Here is a 17,870-nt window from a genome sequence, read left to right as displayed (position 1 = left end):
TTTTGATTTTGAAAGGTTGAGTCCTCTCACGACGCGCCGTTTCGCTGTGGCATGATCTGTGTCCGGGAGGCACGCGATGCATCACAAGAGGAAGCGACCGAAAAACGCCCGGTCGGGCTGCCTGCTCTGCAAGCCCCACAAGGCAAACGGGTGCTGCGCCGATCACAGGAACATGCGTGCCGGTGACCTTCGCCGATATCAGGCAGGTACCTCCCAGATGCGTTGTGAGGCGGAAGACTGAGGGACGACCTTGGCATGTCATGCGGGAGTCGGCCGTGATCGAACGCTCTGGTTCGCTGAACCCAGTCGACCGAGGGCTTCGCGCTTTCGCCCGTGGCCAGCGCAGCGCCATGACGCAGGCGGAAGCCCTGTTCTGGCAACAGGTTCGCGCCGGTCGCTTCGGCGGGATCAAGTTCCGGCGACAGGTGCCGATGACACCTTACATCGTCGATTTCCTCTGCGCGTCGGCCCGTGTCGTGGTCGAGCTTGACGGGCCGCCGCGCGAAGCGGAAACCCGGCGCCGACGCGATGCCGAGCGCGATGCTTGGCTAAGGCAACAAGGGTTTCAGGTGCTTCGGTTCTCGAATGATCTGGTGCTGAGCAGTTGCGATGCGGTGCTTGAGGTCGTTGGCGCCGCAGTAGAAGCTCGCGCACCCAGTCCTCCCCCCTCTGCGGGGGAGGGTGGCCCTCGCGTCAGCGAGGGTCGGGAGAGGGGAGCGCCATCTCCGGAAACGTCGCTCCCCTCTCCCGAGCCGCTTCGCGGGCCACCCTCTCCCGCAGAGGGGAGAGGGGAATGACCGCGCTCGTTCTGTCCAACGCCACCCTCCTCGACCCGGCCACCGGCCGCGAGGGTCTCGGCTCCATCCTGATCGAAGACGGCCGCATCGCCGACATCGCCTGGGGCACCGCCCCCGGCACCCCCGAAAATTCGCAAAAAATCGACTGTGGCAGCCTGCTGCTCACGTCCGGCCTGATCGACCTGCGTGCCTTCGTCGGCGAGCCCGGCGCCGAGCATCGCGAAACCCTTGCGAGCGCCAGCGCCGCCGCGGCGGCCGGCGGCGTCACCACGCTGGTCTGCATGCCCGACACCAACCCGGTGATCGACGGCGCGCCGATCGTCGACTTCGTGCTGCGCCGGGCGCGCGATACGGCCTGCGTCACCGTGCTGCCCGCCGCCGCCATAACGAAGGGGCTGGCGGGTAAGGAGATGACCGAGTTCGGCCTGCTGCAGGAGGCCGGCGCCGTCGCCTTCACCGATGGGCTCAAGGCCGTCACCAACGCGCAGGTGATGCGCCGCGCGCTGACCTATGCCCGCGATTTCGGCGCGCTGCTGATGCAGCATGTCGAGGAGCCGGACCTCGTCGGCGAAGGCGTGATGAACGAGGGCGAGATGGCCTCGCGTCTCGGCCTCACCGGCATCCCGCGCGAGGCCGAGACGGTGATGCTGGAGCGTGACATCCGCCTCGTGCGCCTCACCGGCGCCCGCTACCACGCAGCGATGATCTCCTGCGCCGACTCGGTCGAGATCGTCCGGCGGGCGAAACAGGACGGGCTGCCCGTCACTTGCGGCGTGTCCGTGAACAACCTCGTGCTGAACGAGGGCGACATCGGTCACTATCGCACCTTCTGCAAGCTCTCGCCGCCGCTGCGTACCGAGGCCGACCGGCACGCGGTGGTGCAGGCGCTGAACGACGGCGTCATCGACGTGATCGTCTCCGATCACAACCCGCAGGACGTCGAGACCAAGCGCCTGCCCTTCGCCGAGGCCGCCGACGGGGCGCTCGGCATCGAGACGCTGCTCGGGGCGGCGCTCCGCCTCGTCCATACCGGCGACATGCCGCTCGCCCGGTTGCTCGCCGCCCTCTCGGCCAACCCCGCGAAACTGCTCGGCCGCGAGGCGGGCCGGCTCGCTGTCGGCGCACCGGCCGACCTCGTGCTGATCGACACCGACGTGCCTTACGTCCTCGACAAGCGCGCGCTGAAGTCGCGCTCCAAGAACTCGCCGTTCGACGAGGCGCGGCTGCAGGGCGCGGCGATGCTGACGCTGGTCGGCGGCCGCATCGTCCACCGCTCCGATTTTTTTGAGAGTGCCGCATGAGTTTCGATGCCGGCTGGCCTCTGATCCTGGCGGGGCTCGCCCTCGGCTACCTGCTCGGGTCGATTCCCTTCGGGCTGATCCTCACAAAGTTCGCCGGGCTCGGCGACGTGCGGTCTATCGGCTCGGGCAATATCGGCGCGACCAACGTGCTGCGCACCGGCCGCAAGGGCCTCGCCGCCGCGACGCTCCTGCTCGACGCCCTCAAGGGCACTCTGCCGGTGCTGATCGCCGGGCTCTGGGGCGAGGGGCCGGCGCTGGCGGCCGGGCTCGGCGCCTTCCTCGGCCATCTCTTTCCGGTCTGGCTCGGCTTCAAGGGCGGCAAGGGCGTCGCGACCTTCCTCGGCGTGCTGCTGGCCCTGAGCCCGCCGGCGCTGCTCGCCTTCGCCGCGATCTGGCTCGGACTCGCCTTCACGCTGAAATACTCGTCCCTCGCCGCTCTCGTGGCCTCGGCCGCGACGCCGCTCGTCCTGTGGGCATTGGATCATCGGCAGGTCGCGCTGCTGTTCCTCGCACTCGCCGCGCTGCTATGGTGGAAGCACGCGCCCAACATCCGCCGGCTGATCGGCGGCACCGAAGGGCGCATCGGGCAGAAGGGCTGATTTTTCGCGATCACCCTCCCGGCACGGAGGGGGCGATGCAGCTCACAGACGCGCAGCGCCTCGACTGGCTGCGCCTGATCCGCACCGACGGCGTCGGCCCCCGCACGTTTCGCGGTCTGATCAACCGCTTCGGCGGTGCCTCAGGGGCGCTCGACGCGCTGCCCGAGATCACCCGGCGCGCCGGCAAGCCGGTGAAGCCGCCCTCCCGGGCCGAGATCGAAAAGGAGATCGCCGCCGCCGGCCGTCTCGGCGTGCGCTTCCTCGCCACCGGTGAAGACGCCTTTCCGCGCAGCCTGCAGGCGACGGACGCCGCACCGCCGCTGATCGCGGTGCGCGGCAACGTCGATGCGCTGGCGAAACCCGCGCTCGCCATCGTCGGCTCCCGCAACGCCTCCGCCGCCGGGATGACCTTTACGGAGCGGCTGGCCCGCGGCCTCGGCGAGGCCGGGCTGGTGATCGTGTCGGGGCTCGCCCGAGGCATCGACGCCGCCGCGCACAAGGCCTCGCTGCCCACCGGCACCGTCGCGGTCCTCGCGGGCGGTCACGACCGGATCTACCCTGCCAACCACGCCGCGCTCGTCGAAAAGATCCTCGACGGGGGAGGGGCGCTGGTGGCCGAGATGCCGATGGGCTGGGAGCCGCGCGGGCGCGACTTTCCCCGGCGCAACCGCATCATCTCGGGGCTCGGCCTCGGAACGCTGGTGGTCGAGGCGGCGCGGCGATCCGGCTCGCTCATCACCGCCCGCTATGCCCTGGAACAGGGCCGCGAAGTCTTCGCGGTGCCGGGCTCGCCGCTCGACCCGCGTGCGGAGGGCACCAACGACCTGATCCGGCAGGGCGCGACCCTGGTGGGGGAGGTGGATCACATCCTCGCGGTAATCGCCCCGCTCGTGGAGCAGGCCGACGTCTACGGCGAAGGCGCGGCCCTCGGCCCGAAGCGGCCGGCCCTGGAGGAGCAGCCGGACTTCTGGGACGAGATCGAACTCGACGGCACGGCCATCCGGGTTCCGTCGGCCTCCCTGGACTTCGACCCGGATGCCGAGGAGCCGCGCGACGACCGCACCCGGCTGCTCGCGTTCCTCAGCCCGACGCCGATCGGTACCGACGCCCTGTCCCGCGCCGCCGGCCTCCCGGTGCGTGTCGTCCAGACGACGCTCCTCGAACTCGAACTCGACGGCCGCGTCGAGCGGCATGCCAACGGCGCGGTGTCGCTGACGGCCCGCTGATGCCTCAGGCCCCCAACCGTTCCGCCACCAAAGCCTGCAACCGCCACAGGTGCGGATCGTGGATGCCGAGCGCGGCACAGGCCGTGACGGTGTGGAACAGGTACTCGGCGCTAGGGCCGAGATGCCCGCAGCCCGTCGCGATGGTGTCGGCGATCGCCGGCTCGTCGAGGCGGCCGGTGTAGCGGTCGCTGGCGCGGTTCACGACGAAGGTCAGCGCGGTGACCGGCCCCTCGCCGGTCTCGACGGCGACCCAGCGTGCCGCGTAGCCCCGGCCCTTCATCTCGCGCCGCCAGACCGGCATCAGCACGGCGTGGGGATCGCGCCCGTCGAGCCGGAAGGCGACGCCGCGGCACGAGCCGCCCCGGTCGAGCGCCAGCACGACGCCGGGCCGCTCGGGCGTGCCGCGAAAGCGGCGTTGCAGCAGGCAGAACCGCCGGTGCCAACCGCGCAGATGCCCGATCCGCCGCTCGGCGACCGCGAATTCCGGGTTCCACATCAGCGATCCGTAGGCGAAGACCCAGAGCGGTGCGTCGGCGCCCGAGCGGGCGGCGATGGCCCGGGCGAGGCCGGGCGCGAGCTCCGCGTCGGTAAGCACCTGCAGGGCGGTCTCGTCGTCGGCGACCGGCGCCGGATGGGCACGCGCGATCAGCGCGGCAGTGAGAGTGAGGGAACGCGGGCTCATGTCGCCCGAGTCTTCACGGCACGCCAGCGCCGGCAACGGTGCCGTGGGCGTTCGTGCGTCGTCCTGCGCGCATGGCTGCCGGGCAGACGGCGAACAGGCATGAGCGCGGACGATCCGTTAAGGCTGCAACATCCTGCCATTCCGGAATTGAAGCGAAGCCCTTGCCCCTTCAGATCGGCCTCCTGACCTTCCCCAAGGTCCAGCAACTGGATCTCACCGGCCCTTACGAGGTCTTCGCCCTGCTGCCGAACGTCGAGGTCCACCTCGTCGCCAAGACCCTCGACCCGATCACGAGCGCCACAGGCCTCGTCCTGACGCCGACGACGACACTCGGCGATTGCCCGAAGCTCGACGTGATCTGCATCCCCGGCGGCGCCGGCGTGAACGCCCTCCTCACGGACGAGACGATCCTCGATTTCATTCGCCTGCAGGCCGCGAGCGCCCGCTACGTCACCTCCGTCTGCACCGGATCCCTGGTGCTCGGCGCCGCCGGGCTGCTGAAGGGGCGCAGGGCGACGACGCATTGGGGGGCGCACGACCTGCTCGCGCCCTTCGGCGCCATCCCGACCAAGGGCCGCGTCGTTCAGGACGGCAACCTGATCACCGGAGGCGGCGTGACGGCTGGGATCGACTTCGCCCTGACGCTCGTCGCCGAACTCGTCAGCGACGACGCGGCCCGGGCGATCCAGCTCCACCTCGAATACGCCCCGGCGCCGCCCTTCGAATCCGGCACGCCGGAGCGGGCGCGGGCCAGCGTCGTCTCGGCCGTGAGGGAGAGACTGGCCGCCAGCCGGCGCGAGCGCGAGGCAGTCATCGCGCGCATCACCAGGTAGCGGGCTCTTCGGTCTCGGCCTCCAGAAGGCCCCGCATCACGTCGAGAAACCCCTGCAGGATGTAGGCGGCGGCGAGCTTGTCGACGACCTCGCCCCGCCGCGCGCGGGAGGTGTCGGCGTCGATCAGCATCCGGTTCACAGCGGCGCTCGACAGGCGTTCGTCGTGGAAGAAGACCGGAAGCGGCAGGATCGGCTTGAGGTTGCGCACGAAGCTGCGGGTCGATTGCACCCGCGGCCCTTCCGAGCCGTCCATGTTCAGCGGCAGGCCGATGACGAGGCCGCCGACCTGATGGCGTCCGCACAACTCGGCGAGACGGCCGGCATCGGGCGTGAATTTTACGCGTCTGATCGTCTCCAGCGACGAGGCGATCTGCCGGCCGACATCGGAGAGCGCGAGACCGATGGTCTTGGTGCCGAGGTCGACACCCATCAGCCGCGGCGCCCCGCGCGACGCCTCGACGAAGGCCGCGATCGCCTCCCGGTTCACGCCCGACCTTCGGCTGGCGCGGCCTCCGCGCCGATCCGGGCGAGGGCTTCGGCGTCGTCGCCCGCGAACGCGGCGGGAAGGGGGGCCTCGGCACCGCCGAGGATGTGCAGGATTTCGGCGCCCTGGAGGCCGCGCACCAGGGCGAGCAGGTCGGGCCCGCCGTAGTGGATGGTTTCGAGATCGGCATCGAGCGCCCAGATCTCGTACTCGGAGGCGTCCGGGATCACGTCCCAGAACAGGAAGCTGCCGCCCTCGGTCTCGCCGAAGAACGCGGCCCGCTCCATCAGCGCCGCGTCGGAATCGCCTTCGACGGTGAAGCGATGCGGCTCGTCGCGGGTGAGGGGATTCTCCTTGAGGCTGTCGATCGCCACGGCGACGCTGTGGGCGATGACATGCGCGCGGGTGACGAGGTCGGCGGCGGTCTCCGGCACCGGCGTCGCGATGCGCAATTGCCCGCCGATGCGGCCCGCTCCGCATTCGCGGGCGAAGGCCCGGTAGGAGGCGGGGAGTGCGAAGCCGAGCTCGGCCTCGGCCCGGTCGAGATCCACCTCGGTCGAGAGGAGCCCCGGCCGGAACTCCGTGAAGACGCCCTGCCACATGATCGGCCTCCCGGAAAAGCGCAGCGATGGAAACGGGCTTACGTCCCGCGCGACCGGGTTGTCCACCGGCCGCTTCACCATACGCAGAGATCATCATGGCGCGACCGGGATCGGGTCCGGCATGGTAGCGTTAACGATTGCTTAACCATTTTTCGGACCGCCCTTGACCGCAGCCAGCCCGACGATGGATCGCGCGAAGCCCGACCCGGCGGTCGTCAGGCTGGGGCAGTGGCGGCTGCGGCGCCGGCATCTCCTGATGCTGGTCCTCGCGGTCGAAGTGCTGGTGATGGGCGCGCGGCGGGCCGAACTGTATCACCCGCCCGGGATCTCGGTGAACCTGCCGAGCACGCACGGCCACATCATCACGTGACGGCCCCTGCGCCTGCGAGCGTTGCCCGCGTGCGAGCGGCGGTGCTATAGCCAGCCGTTCCCGGTGAGGGCGGTAAAGGGCGGCATGTCGGTCGACGCGAAGACGGTACGGCGCATCGCGCATCTGGCGCGCATCGCGGTCGCGGATGAGGACGTGGCGCCGCTGCAAGGCGAGCTGAACGCGATCCTCGCCTTCGTCGAGCAGCTCAACGCGGTCGACGTCGACGGCGTCGAGCCGATGACCTCGGTCACCCCGATGGTGATGAAAAAGCGCGTGGACGCAGTCACCGAGGGTGGCCGCGCGGGCGACATCGTCGCCAACGCCCCGGAGACCGAGGACGGCTATTTTCTGGTTCCGAAGGTCGTCGAGTAGATTAGGATCAAGGCGCGAACCGCCTTCCCTCGCCCCTTTGGGGAGGGATAGAGGGTGGGGGTGGTTCCGCCTGATGCCGCGCAGACGAGCGGCACCACCCCCACCTCCTTCCTCCTCCCCACAAGGGGGAGGAGAGCGCCCGTCTCGCCCACGAGGCGACCATTCGGAAGTCGCATGACGGCACTCAACGAACTCACCCTGGCCGAAGCCCGCGACGGGCTCGTCTCAAAGACATTCTCGGCGCGCGAGATCGCGCAGGCGCATATCGATGCGCTGGAAAAGGCGCGGGTGCTCAACGCCTATCTCGTCGAGACGCCGGACCGCGCGCTCAAGATGGCCGAGGTCAGCGACGCGAAGATCGCCAAGGGCGAGGCGCGGCCGCTGGAAGGCCTGCCGCTCGGCATCAAGGATCTGTTCTGCACCCAGGGCGTCCACACGACGGCTGGCTCCAAGATCCTCGAAGGCTTCGAGCCGCATTACGAGTCGAACGTCTCGACCCAGCTCTGGCGCGACGGCGCGGTGATGTTGGGCAAGCTCAACCTCGACGAGTTCGCCATGGGCTCGTCGAACGAGACCAGCGCCTACGGCAACGTGATCTCGCCTTGGCGCCGCAACGGCTCCGACGCGGCGCTCGTGCCCGGCGGCTCCTCGGGCGGTTCGTCGGCCGCCGTCGCCGCGCATCTCTGCCTCGGCGCCACCGCCACCGACACCGGCGGCTCGATCCGCCAGCCGGCCGCCTTCACCGGCACCGTCGGCATCAAGCCGACATACGGGCGCTGCTCGCGCTGGGGCATCGTCGCCTATGCCTCGTCCCTCGACCAGGCCGGTCCGATCGCCCGCACCACCCGCGACTGCGCGATCCTGCTCGGCTCCATGGCCGGCCACGATCCGCGCGACACCACCTCGGTGGACGTGCCGGTGCCGGATTTCGAGGCGGCGGTCTCGCGCGGCGTGAAGGGCCTGACCATCGGCATACCGAAGGAATACCGGGTCGACGGCATGTCGCCCGAGATCCAGAAGTTGTGGGACCAGGGCGCGGAATGGCTTCGGGCCGCCGGCGCGACCATCAAGGAAATCTCGCTGCCGCACACGCAATACGCGCTGCCGGCCTATTACATCGTCGCCCCGGCCGAGGCCTCCTCGAACCTCGCCCGCTACGACGGCGTGCGCTACGGCCTGCGCGTGCCCGGCAAGGACATCGCCGGGATGTACGAGAACACCCGCGCCGCCGGCTTCGGCCCGGAGGTGCGCCGCCGCATCATGATCGGCACCTACGTGCTCTCGGCCGGCTATTACGACGCCTACTATGTGCGCGCCCAGAAGATCCGCACGCTGATCAAGCGCGACTTCGAGCAGGCCTATGCCGCCGGAATCGACGCGATCCTGACGCCCGCAACCCCCTCCGCCGCCTTCGGCATCGGCGAAACCACCTCGGCCGACCCGGTCGAGATGTATCTCAACGACGTGTTCACGGTGACGGTGAACATGGCCGGGCTCCCCGGCATCTCGGTGCCGGCTGGCCTCGACGCCCAGGGCCTGCCCCTCGGCCTCCAGCTGATCGGGCGCCCGTTCGACGAGGAAACGCTGTTCGCGGCCTCTCAGGTGATCGAAGACGCGGCCGGGCGCACGCGCCTGCCCAAGGCCTGGTGGGCGTGACCCCCGCCGAGCATCTCTCCGTTCCGGTCTACCCGTTCGCCGTCTGGATCATGGCGGCGTTCGACCCGGTGCTGATCCTGGTTTCTGTCTTGCTCGGCTGGAGCGCGAACCAGTTCGGCAAGCTGTTTCTGGCGGCTATCGCCGGGCTCGCGGTTTCCGTGCTCGCGTCGTGGATGATCACCGCCATCGGCATCCCGTGGCCGGCCCCGGTCGCGTCCGACCTACCGACGTTCTTTCCGGTGCGGACGGTGGGTGCGTTTCTCTGGGCGCTGGTCGGGTACGGCGCGCGGCGGGTTGTGCGTCCCAGGAGCGGTTGAGCCCTCTGGACGACGCTTCGAGGCCCGCTGTCGCGGGCCCCGAAGCACGGCCGACGCCGATCCCAGCCTTACTCCGCAGGCACCGAATGCGGCGCCATCCCACGCGTGGCCCCCGGCTCCGTGGTAGCTAGCTCCCCGGCCTCCACCTCCCGCCGCTTGAACAACCGCATCACCACCACGAAAAACACCGGCACGAAGAACACCGCGAGCACGGTGGCCGAGATCATGCCGCCCATCACGCCGGTGCCGATGGCCTGCTGGCTCTTCGAGGCGGCGCCGGTGGCGATGGCGAGCGGCACCACGCCGAAGATGAAGGCCAGCGAGGTCATCACGATCGGGCGGAAGCGCAGGCGCGCGGCGGTGATCGTCGCCTCGACGATCGAGGTGCCGGGCTTCCAGAGGTCTTTTGCGAATTCCACGATCAGGATCGCGTTCTTGGCCGAGAGGCCGATGATCGTGATGAGGCCGATCTTGAAATACACGTCGTTCGGCATGCCGCGCAGGTAGACCGCGGCCACCGAGCCGATGACGCCGAGGGGGATCACCAAGAGCACAGAGAGAGGAATCGCCCAGCTCTCGTAGAGCGCCGCGAGGCAGAGGAAGACGATCAGCACCGAGAGGGCGAGGAGCAGGCTCGCTTGGCTGCCGGCTTCCTTCTCCTGCAGAGACTGTCCGGTCCAGGCGTAGCCGAACCCCTTCGGCAGGTAGGTCATCAGCCGCTCCATCTCCCTGATGGTGTCGCCGGAGGTGTAGCCGGGGGCGGGCTCGCCGGTGAAGCGCACCGACTGGTAGCCGTTGAAGCCGACGATCTGGGCCGGGCCGACGCTCCATTTCAGGTCGGCGAAGGACGACATCGGCACCATAGTGCCCTGCGCGTTCTTCACGGCGTAGTTCAGCAGGTCCGATGCGCCGAGCCGCTGCAGGTCGTCCGACTGCACGATCACGCGCTGCATCTTGCCCCGGTTGGGGAAGTCGTTGACGTAGACCGAGCCGAGATTGACCTGGATCGTCTCGTTGATGTCCTCGAACGCAACGCCGAGGGCGGCGGCCTTTTCGCGGTCGATCACGAGTTCGGCCTGGGGTGCCGGCGGCAGGCCTTCGATCTTCATCTTGACGAGGACGGGGCTCTTCTTGGCGAGCGAGAGCAGCTGCTCCTGCGCCGCGAGAAGCGCCGAATAGCCCTTCTGGGCACGGTCCTGCAGTCGGAACGAGAAGCCAGCGGCGTTGCCGAGGTTGTCGATCGGCGGCGGCTCCTGCGCGTCGAAGACCGCGTCGCGATAGCCCGCCATCGCATCGTTGGTGCCGCGCACCAGGGCGGCGGCGGACTGGCTGGCGTCGCGCTCCGACCAGTCCTTGAGTGTGACGAAGGCCTGGCTCGTCATCTGGCCCTGGCCGGAGAACGAGAAGCCGTTGATCATCGTCACCGTGGCGACGCCGGGCTGGGCGAGCAGGTGGTCCTCGACCTTCTTCACCGCCGTGATGGTGCGGTTGTAGGACGAGCCCGGCGGGGTCTGGATGTCGACGGTGAAGAAGCCCTGGTCCTCCAGCGGCAAGAAGCCTTCGGGCATGCGCATGAAGGCGAAGGCGACGCCCGCGACGAGGGCGAGGTAGATCACCATGACCCGCCCGGCCTTCTTGATGAACCAGCCGACACCGCCGGCATAGCGGGCGGTCTCGCGGTCGACGACGCGGTTGAACCATCCGAAGAACCCGCCCTTGGCGTGGCCGTGGCCCTTCTCGATGGGCTTGAGCAGCGTGGCGCAGAGGGCCGGCGTCAGCGAGAGGGCGAGGAGCGCCGAGAAGGCGATCGAGGTCACCATCGCGATCGAGAACTGCCGGTAGATGATGCCCACCGACCCGGGGAAGAACGCCATCGGGATGAACACCGCGATCAACACCAGCGTGATGCCGATGATGGCGCCGGTGATCTGCTCCATGGCCTTCTTGGTGGCCTCCTTCGGCGGAAGACCCTCCTCGTTCATGATGCGCTCGACGTTCTCGACGACGACGATGGCGTCGTCGACGAGGATGCCGATGGCGAGCACCATGCCGAACATGGTCAGCACGTTGAGCGAGAAGCCGGCGAGCAGCATCACCGTGCAGGTGCCCAGCAGCGCGATCGGCACGACGATGGTCGGGATCAGCGTGTAGCGGATGTTCTGCAGGAACAGGAACATCACGATGAAGACGAGCACCACGGCTTCGACCAGCGTGTGCAGCACCTTTTCGATGGACGCTTCGACCGCGGGCGTGATGTCGTAGGGGATGTCCCACTTCACCGTGTCGGGGAAGAACTGGGACAGCTCCACCATCTTGGAGCGGATCGCCTTGGCGGTCTCCATGGCGTTGCCGTCCGGCGCCAGCGTCACCGAGATGCCGGCGGCCGGGCCGCCGTTGAGGCGCGTGGTGAACTTGTAGTCGTCGCCGCCGAGCTCGATCCGCGAGACGTCGCGCAGGCGTACGTTCGAGCCGTCCGGGTTGGCCCTGAGCACGATGGCGCCGAAGGCGTCCGGCTCCGTCATCTGGCCCTTGACGATGATGGGGTAGTTGACCGCGTGCGTCTCCGGGCTCGGCTGAGCGCCGACGGCGCCCGAGGCGATCTGGACGTTCTGCTTCCCGATCGCCTTGGTGACGTCGGCGGCATTGAGCGAGAGGCCGCGCAGCTTGTCCGGATCGATCCAGATGCGGAGCGAACGCTCTGTCGAATAGAGCGTCGCGCGCCCGACGCCGGGGATACGGCGGATCTCGTTGATGACGTTGCGGATCAGGAAGTCGCCGAGGCCGACCTCGTCGGTCTTTCCGTCGGTGGAGATCAGCGTGATGATGTTGAGGGTGGCGGCGGAGGCCTCCTCCACCAGGATGCCCTGCTGGCGCACTTCCGCGGGCAGACGCGCTTCCACGCGCTTCAGGCGGTTCTGCACCTCGACGCCGGCATAGCCGGAATCTGTGCCGGGCTTGAAGCTCGCGGTGATCTCGACGACGCCGAAGCCGTCGGAGGCGGATTCGAAGCTGAGGATGTTGGCCGCGCCGTTCAGCTCGTCCTCGATCAGGCGCGTCGTGCCGGTGTAGAGATTTTCGACGGACGCCCCGGGATACTGGGTCGAGAGCGCGATCGCCGGCGGCGCGATCACCGGATACTGCGCGATCGGCAGCATCGGGATCGCGAGCGCGCCGCCCAGCATGATGAACAGGGCGACGACCCAGGCGAAGACCGGCCGGTCGATGAAGAAGCGAGCCATGCTGTTCGCCTAACCTCAGCGAGCCTGAGCGACGGGCTGGGCCGGCACGTCGGCCCCGGCCGAGTCCTTGTCGGAGGCGTCGGCATCGTGCGGCTTGTCGCCGGCCGGCTCCTCGGTCTTCCAGCCGTGGGTCGTCACCTCCATGCCGGCGACGATCTTCTGGAAGCCTTCGACGACGACGGTCTGACCGGGTTCGAGCCCGTCGCGGATCACCCAGTTGCCGTCGACCACCGGCCCGACCTCCACGGGCTGCAACATCACGCGGCCGTCGGCCTTCACGATCCAGACCTCGGACTTGCCGTCGTTGGTGCGCTGGATCGATTGCTGCGGCACGGCGATGGCGTCGACGTCGATGCCCTGCTTGATCCGGGCGCGGACATACATACCGGGAAAAAGCTCGTCGTGCGGGTTCGGGATCAGGACGCGGAGCGTGACCTGACCGGTGCTCGGGTCGGCGGTGACGTCCGAGAACAGCAGGCGGCCGGCCGAGCCATAGAGGGCGCCGTCATCCATGATCAGGTGGACGTTGGCCGCGTCGTGCGACAGCCGGTCGAGCTCGCCGCTGGCGAAGTCGCGGCGGAGCTTGTTCAGCTCGCCGACCGACTGGGTGATGTCGACGTAGATCGGGTCGAGCTGCTGGATCGTGGCCAGCACCCCCGTGGTGCCGGATTCGATCAGCGTGCCCTCGGTGAGCAGCGCCCGGCCGATGCGGCCGGAGATCGGCGCGCGCACGTCGGTCCAGGACAGGTTGAGTTTCGCGCGGTCGCGCGTCGCCTTGGCCCCGGCGACCTCGGCCTCGGCCTGCTTCTTACCGGCATAGGCGGTGTCGTACTGGGCCTGGCTCGCGGTGTTGCGCGCGAGCAGCGTCTCGAGCCGTTCGGCCTGCTGCGAGGCGAGCACCAGGGCCGCCTCGGTCTTGGCCAGCGTGGCCTCGGCGCTGGCGAGGTCGACCTGATAGGGTGCCGGGTCGATCTTGTAGAGGATGTCCCCCTCGTGGACCGCGCTGCCCTGCTCGAACAGGCGCTTGGTGACGAGGCCGGAGACGCGCGAGCGCACCTCGGCGATCCGCATCGGGGCCACGCGGCCGGGCAGGTCGCGCACGTAGGGAATTGGCTGCGACTTGACCTTCACCACGCTGACCTCCGGCGGCGGAAGCGGCACGGGGGCGGCAGCCTTCTGTTCGTTGCAGGCGGAGACCGCGACGAGGATCAGGCTGGCGGCGAGCGTGGCGGTCCAGGTCCGGCCGGCATGTGCGGCTCGGCCGAGGTTTGGGCGGGACGACGTCACGATGGGTTCGCTCCTGCGATACGCTCAAGTCGGAGGCGCCGGGGCCTCCTCGGATCCGATTGGCCCGGACCTCCGGGTCCGCTCCCGGAGGGAGGCGCGAAGGGTCTCGAAGCCGTGGTCTCGTCGGGCCCGACCGGTAATCGGCCGGGCGCGCGGTTGGAGCGCATCGACGAATGCGGCGACCGTGCCGGTCCTGCACGGTGTCGTCGGCATCGCTCGATAGCGGGAAATCTTGGCGATCCCGCGACGATGCGATCCGGGCGGCGGACCTGCCGGCTGGTGCCGGGGGCAGGTCCAGGCGCGGTCAGTGGCGGGGCGGACGCTCCGGCAGCGGCCTTTCGGCCCCGACAGGCCCCGTATCCCCCGTCACCACGGACCTGCTCGACGCGAGGCACAGCGCCGGCACGCCGGCATCAGCGAGGGGCAGCCGGCCATGCTCGAAGGGGTTGTCGGAATCGGCGACGGCACGACCCGACACGTAGGTGGATGGGAGATCCCGGCCCCCTTCCGACGTGAAGGCGGTCTCGACCCGCGACCGCAGAGAACCCGAAGGCGCGGCCTTCGACGCGGATGCGTCGGCCAGCGCGAACAGAGCCGTCGTCAGGACGCAGAGGAGAGCAACCAGCACGCAACCGGCAGCTCGGCCTGTCCATCTGGAGAGGTACGTAGCCGTCACGGGGATGGACATTGGGGAGATTCCTCTCTCCGCGCAATCCACCGCGACATTGTGTCCGTACATTCGTGCATTCTGGAAGGGAACCAAACTACCGCGGTGCGCGTGCGCGGGCGGCACGTTCCTGCCTTCGTCGGGAGAACGGGGACGTCCCGCGTCGTGTCGGTTTCGCGAGGCTGTTGCCCGAAGCGCACAGACGCGCCTCCCTTCCGCCCCAACTCCACTGCCAATCCGAACAGGCTCGCGCAGGGCCCCGACAGACGGCTTCGCGCACCGGACCGACGAGGAGCAGTTTCGGCATGACCTTCCGCCACACCATCGCACCGGCCGCCATCGCCGCGATGCTCTGCTTGGGCTCCGCGCCCCAGGCCGGCGCCAACCCGCTCGACAGCGGGCCGCTCGCCGACTTCATGAACATCTTCAAGACGCAGGCGATCCCGCGCGACACCGTCGCCTGGCGCGGCAAGGAGAAGCCGGGGACCGTGGTGGTGTCCACGAGCGAGCGCCGGCTCTACTACGTGCTGCCCGGCGGGGAGGCGGTGCGCTACGGCGTCGGCGTCGGCCGGCAGGGCTTTTCGTGGTCCGGCGTGAAGAGCGTCACCATGAAGAAGGAATGGCCGGACTGGCGCCCGCCGTCGCAGATGCTGGCCCGGCGCCCCGACCTGCCGCGCTACATGGCCGGCGGCCAGGACAACCCGCTCGGCGCGCGCGCCATGTATCTCGGCTCGTCGCTCTATCGCATCCACGGCTCGAACGAGCCCGAGACCATGGGCGCCGCCGTCTCGTCCGGCTGCATCCGCATGACCAACAAGGACGTCGTCGACCTCTACGACCGGGTGAAGGTCGGCACCAAGGTGGTCGTGCGCAACTGACGCGCAGGGACATACCCGGCGGCTTCAAGAAGAACCTGCTTGGATCCGCCGGTCTCGGTGGGATCGCGTCGTCGCGCGATCTCGGAAGGGAACCGAAAACGGTCGGGCCTAGCGTGTCCCGGCAGGTGTCGCGGACGACAATAGTGCCGACGACTTCGTCCTGTGTGCCGCGTCCATTCGGTGGCGGGCCTTAACTCTTTGAAAGCAGGTCGCGGGGAAGGTGGTTTCGCTGAGATACGGCGAGGATCGCCCGACGCATGCTCGACGACGCGATAAGGCCAACCGGTGCGGCCGGCCCGACGGACCGAGACACGGTCGCCACGGCGCCCGCGGGCTGCCTCGGCATGGCCTCGGCCGACACATGCGAGCCGCGCGACACGTTCGGTCTCGGCCGCCTGCTCGGATTCGCAGCCGACATCGCCGACACGCCGATCGCCGCGATCTCGCTTCTCGGCGGCAACCGGGAATGGCTGAGGGGCTGCGCGAGCCTGCCCGGCCTCACCGATTTCGCCCACGCTCGCGGCGCCTGCCCGCACGGGATCGAAGCGGACGGCGCCGTGATCGTGCACGATGCCCTCGCTGATCCGCTCCGCCGCACCCATGCGGTCGTGACCGGAGAGGCCGGCATCCGGTTCTACGCGGGCGTTCCGCTCCTCGGCCCGAAAGGCGACATTCTCGGCTGGCTCTCCGTGGCCGACCGGCTTCCCCGCGCGGCCTTTCCCGGACGGGCGCGCACGCGCCTCAAGCGTCTCGCCCGGATCGCGACGGAGCGTCTCGAAGCCGGGCGCGCCGGCGCGGTCCGCGATCACGCCCACAGCTTCATGGGTGCGAGCCAATTCGCCATGCTGATCTCCGACGGCGTGGGCACGATCAGGCTGGCCAACCCCGCCTGCGAGCGGATGCTCGGCTACGAACCGGGCGCCATGCTCGGGCTCAACGTGCGCGTGATCGTACCGGCCCGGTTCCACGGCCCGCACACCGCCGGAATGGCCGCGATGGTCGCCGGCGGAACGCCGCGGCTCGCCGGCAAGTCTGTCGAAGTCACGGCGGTGAAGCGCGACGGTACCGAACTGCCGATCGAGCTGTCCCTGTCGAGCTGGCGCAGCGAGGCGGGCCTCGCCATCGGCGCGGTGATCCGCGACAGCTCGGAGCGCCGCAACCGCGACGCCCGCCTGCTGCGTCTCGCACACCAGGATCCGCGCTCCGGCCTGCCCAACCGCAACCGGGTCGTCGAGGAACTCGGCGCCATCCAGGCCGGCGGCGGCGAGGCGACGGTGCTGGCGCTCGGCGTCGAGGGCCTGCGCGGCGCCAACGACAGCCTCGGCTACGCCATCGGCGACGCCCTGCTCGAAGCCCTCTCCGTCCGCCTCACCGCCCGGCTCGATGCCGGCGCCCTTCTGGCGCGGATCCAGGGCGACGAACTCGCCGTGCTGTTGCCGGGGCGCGCCGATCCGCTCGCGGCGCAGGCCTGCGCGCAGGCGCTGGTCTCGGCCTTCGCCGAGCCGATCCAGGTCGGAGACCACCCGCTCCATGTCGGTGTCGCCATCGGCGCAGCTCTCGTGCCGAACCACGGCAGCGAAGCCGAGGAGGTGCTGGCGAGCGCCGACCTCGCCCTGCATCAGGCGCGCCGCGACGGCGGCCGCTGCTTCCGGCTGTTCGAGCCGGCGATGCGCAGCGCGGAGGCCGCCCGCCGCGACCTACTCGACCGGCTGCGCATCGCCGTGGAGCTGGGGGAACTCGAGCTGCACTACCAACCGCAGGTCGACATCGAGACGGGCCGGATCTGCGGATCCGAAGCCCTGATCCGGTGGCGCCATCCCGAGCGCGGGCTGCTGCTGCCGGGCGAGTTCCTTCCGGCGATCGAGGCGAGCGTCCTCGCCCTCTCCGTCGGCTGGTGGACCATCGACGAAGCCTGCCGGCAGACGGCGGCCTGGCGCGCCTCCGGGCTTCCGGCCGCCCGCGTCGCCGTGAACCTTTTCGGCGCCCAACTGCGTGCCGGCACCCTCGACGCGGTCGTCGCCGAGGCGCTGGAGCGCCACGGCCTCGCCCCGGCCGACATCGAGATCGAGGTCACGGAGACCACCGCCCTGCGGCCAGACGACACCATGCTGCGGCCGCTGCGCAATCTCCACGCGAGCGGTGTCGGCATCGCCTTCGACGATTTCGGAACCGGCTTCGCCTCGCTTTCGACGCTCAAAAACTTCCCGCTGACGAAACTCAAGATCGACCGCAGCTTCGTGCGCGATCTCCTGACCGACCCGTTCGATGCGGCGATCGTCAAGGGCATGCTCGACATCGGGCGCGGCCTCGATCTGCACGTGATCGCGGAAGGTATCAAGACGGCCGAGCAGGAAGCGGCTTTGCGTGACATGGGCTGCCGGCTCGCCCAGGGCTTTCGGTACGGCAAGGCCCTGGAGCCGCATGTGTTCGCGAGCCGTCTGGCCGCGGATGCCGGCCATCCGGCTGCGCTACCGCTCGCGGATCTGCGGCAGGCATCCTGAGACGGCGCAGAATGCGGGTCGCCGTCGGCGCGAGACGACGTTCTCCGGCGGAACGGCCC

Annotated in this window: 17 protein-coding genes; 11 read left to right on the top strand and 6 right to left on the bottom strand. The window is 69.4% G+C overall.

All coding sequences use genetic code 11. The features are described 5' to 3' along the window. Nucleotides 1-260 precede the first annotated feature (260 nt). Genes MFF07_RS06220 through dprA form a run of 4 tightly spaced genes read left to right on the top strand, consistent with a single transcriptional unit; the run spans nucleotide 261 to nucleotide 3,923 of the window. Complete coding sequence (locus MFF07_RS06220; protein ID WP_306424626.1) at nucleotides 261-797, top strand: endonuclease domain-containing protein; 537 nt, start codon at nucleotides 261-263, stop codon at nucleotides 795-797. Next, on the top strand, nucleotides 794-2,098 hold the full coding sequence (locus MFF07_RS06215) for a dihydroorotase (protein ID WP_238231108.1): 1,305 nt from the start codon (nucleotides 794-796) through the stop codon (nucleotides 2,096-2,098). Before MFF07_RS06220 ends, MFF07_RS06215 begins: the two co-directional genes overlap by 4 nt. After that, nucleotides 2,095-2,697: a glycerol-3-phosphate 1-O-acyltransferase PlsY gene (gene plsY / locus MFF07_RS06210; protein WP_147813161.1), complete on the top strand. Its 603-nt coding sequence runs from the start codon at nucleotides 2,095-2,097 to the stop codon at nucleotides 2,695-2,697. The genes MFF07_RS06215 and plsY overlap by 4 nt, the downstream gene beginning before the upstream one ends. A gap of 35 nt (nucleotides 2,698-2,732) precedes the next feature. Continuing rightward, on the top strand, nucleotides 2,733-3,923 hold the full coding sequence (gene dprA, locus MFF07_RS06205) for a DNA-processing protein DprA (RefSeq protein WP_147813163.1): 1,191 nt from the start codon (nucleotides 2,733-2,735) through the stop codon (nucleotides 3,921-3,923). A gap of 4 nt (nucleotides 3,924-3,927) precedes the next feature. Here dprA and MFF07_RS06200 read toward each other — a convergent pair whose 3' ends face one another. Then, nucleotides 3,928-4,605, bottom strand: a complete 678-nt coding sequence (locus tag MFF07_RS06200; RefSeq protein ID WP_147813165.1) for a gamma-glutamylcyclotransferase — start codon at nucleotides 4,603-4,605, stop codon at nucleotides 3,928-3,930. A 161-nt stretch (nucleotides 4,606-4,766) separates the two neighbouring features. Between MFF07_RS06200 and MFF07_RS06195 the strand changes: the two genes are divergently transcribed. Continuing rightward, nucleotides 4,767-5,438: a DJ-1/PfpI family protein gene (locus MFF07_RS06195; RefSeq protein WP_147813167.1), complete on the top strand. Its 672-nt coding sequence runs from the start codon at nucleotides 4,767-4,769 to the stop codon at nucleotides 5,436-5,438. Here MFF07_RS06195 and ruvX read toward each other — a convergent pair. Then, nucleotides 5,428-5,925, bottom strand: a complete 498-nt coding sequence (gene ruvX / locus MFF07_RS06190; protein ID WP_147813169.1) for a Holliday junction resolvase RuvX — start codon at nucleotides 5,923-5,925, stop codon at nucleotides 5,428-5,430. The two genes, MFF07_RS06195 and ruvX, sit on opposite strands and share 11 nt — an antisense overlap. After that, entirely contained in the window at nucleotides 5,922-6,524 is a 603-nt protein-coding gene (locus MFF07_RS06185; protein ID WP_147813171.1) for an SMI1/KNR4 family protein, read from the bottom strand. Before MFF07_RS06185 ends, ruvX begins: the two co-directional genes overlap by 4 nt. 163 nt (nucleotides 6,525-6,687) lie before the next feature. Between MFF07_RS06185 and MFF07_RS06180 the strand changes: the two genes are divergently transcribed. From MFF07_RS06180 to MFF07_RS06165, 4 genes are all read left to right on the top strand, one after another. After that, nucleotides 6,688-6,894, top strand: coding sequence for a hypothetical protein (locus tag MFF07_RS06180; protein WP_238231106.1), 207 nt, complete (start codon nucleotides 6,688-6,690; stop codon nucleotides 6,892-6,894). Between the two features lie 84 nt (nucleotides 6,895-6,978). Then, complete coding sequence (gene gatC, locus MFF07_RS06175) at nucleotides 6,979-7,266, top strand: Asp-tRNA(Asn)/Glu-tRNA(Gln) amidotransferase subunit GatC (protein ID WP_147813173.1); 288 nt, start codon at nucleotides 6,979-6,981, stop codon at nucleotides 7,264-7,266. Between the two features lie 174 nt (nucleotides 7,267-7,440). Next, the gene (gatA, locus tag MFF07_RS06170; protein ID WP_147813175.1) at nucleotides 7,441-8,922 is read left to right on the top strand and encodes an Asp-tRNA(Asn)/Glu-tRNA(Gln) amidotransferase subunit GatA; all 1,482 of its coding nucleotides are present in this window, start codon (nucleotides 7,441-7,443) and stop codon (nucleotides 8,920-8,922) included. Nucleotides 8,923-8,972: 50 nt separating this feature from the next. Then, nucleotides 8,973-9,239, top strand: coding sequence for a hypothetical protein (locus MFF07_RS06165; protein WP_147813412.1), 267 nt, complete (start codon nucleotides 8,973-8,975; stop codon nucleotides 9,237-9,239). Nucleotides 9,240-9,307: 68 nt separating this feature from the next. Here MFF07_RS06165 and MFF07_RS06160 read toward each other — a convergent pair whose 3' ends face one another. The 3 genes from MFF07_RS06160 to MFF07_RS06150 all read right to left on the bottom strand — a co-directional run bounded on the left by MFF07_RS06160 (nucleotide 9,308) and on the right by MFF07_RS06150 (nucleotide 14,393). Continuing rightward, complete coding sequence (locus MFF07_RS06160) at nucleotides 9,308-12,478, bottom strand: multidrug efflux RND transporter permease subunit (RefSeq protein WP_238231104.1); 3,171 nt, start codon at nucleotides 12,476-12,478, stop codon at nucleotides 9,308-9,310. Between the two features lie 15 nt (nucleotides 12,479-12,493). Further along, the gene (locus MFF07_RS06155; RefSeq protein WP_238231145.1) at nucleotides 12,494-13,690 is read right to left on the bottom strand and encodes an efflux RND transporter periplasmic adaptor subunit; all 1,197 of its coding nucleotides are present in this window, start codon (nucleotides 13,688-13,690) and stop codon (nucleotides 12,494-12,496) included. 379 nt (nucleotides 13,691-14,069) lie between these two features. Further along, a complete protein-coding gene (locus tag MFF07_RS06150; RefSeq protein ID WP_147813179.1) occupies nucleotides 14,070-14,393 on the bottom strand; it encodes a hypothetical protein in 324 nt (107 codons plus the stop codon). A 386-nt stretch (nucleotides 14,394-14,779) separates the two neighbouring features. Here MFF07_RS06150 and MFF07_RS06145 point away from each other — a divergent pair, with 386 nt between their 5' ends. Beyond that, nucleotides 14,780-15,310 carry a L,D-transpeptidase gene (locus tag MFF07_RS06145; protein WP_238231143.1) on the top strand — a complete coding sequence of 177 codons (531 nt, stop codon included), beginning with the start codon at nucleotides 14,780-14,782 and terminating at the stop codon, nucleotides 15,308-15,310. 257 nt (nucleotides 15,311-15,567) lie between these two features. After that, complete coding sequence (locus MFF07_RS06140) at nucleotides 15,568-17,811, top strand: putative bifunctional diguanylate cyclase/phosphodiesterase (RefSeq protein WP_238231101.1); 2,244 nt, start codon at nucleotides 15,568-15,570, stop codon at nucleotides 17,809-17,811. The last annotated feature ends 59 nt before the right edge of the window (nucleotides 17,812-17,870 follow it).

Source organism: Methylobacterium thuringiense (genome assembly GCF_022179645.1).
Classification (GTDB): domain Bacteria; phylum Pseudomonadota; class Alphaproteobacteria; order Rhizobiales; family Beijerinckiaceae; genus Methylobacterium; species Methylobacterium thuringiense.
The sequence above is the reverse complement of the archived record's forward strand: the minus strand, read 5'-3'. Positions and strand labels throughout refer to the sequence as shown.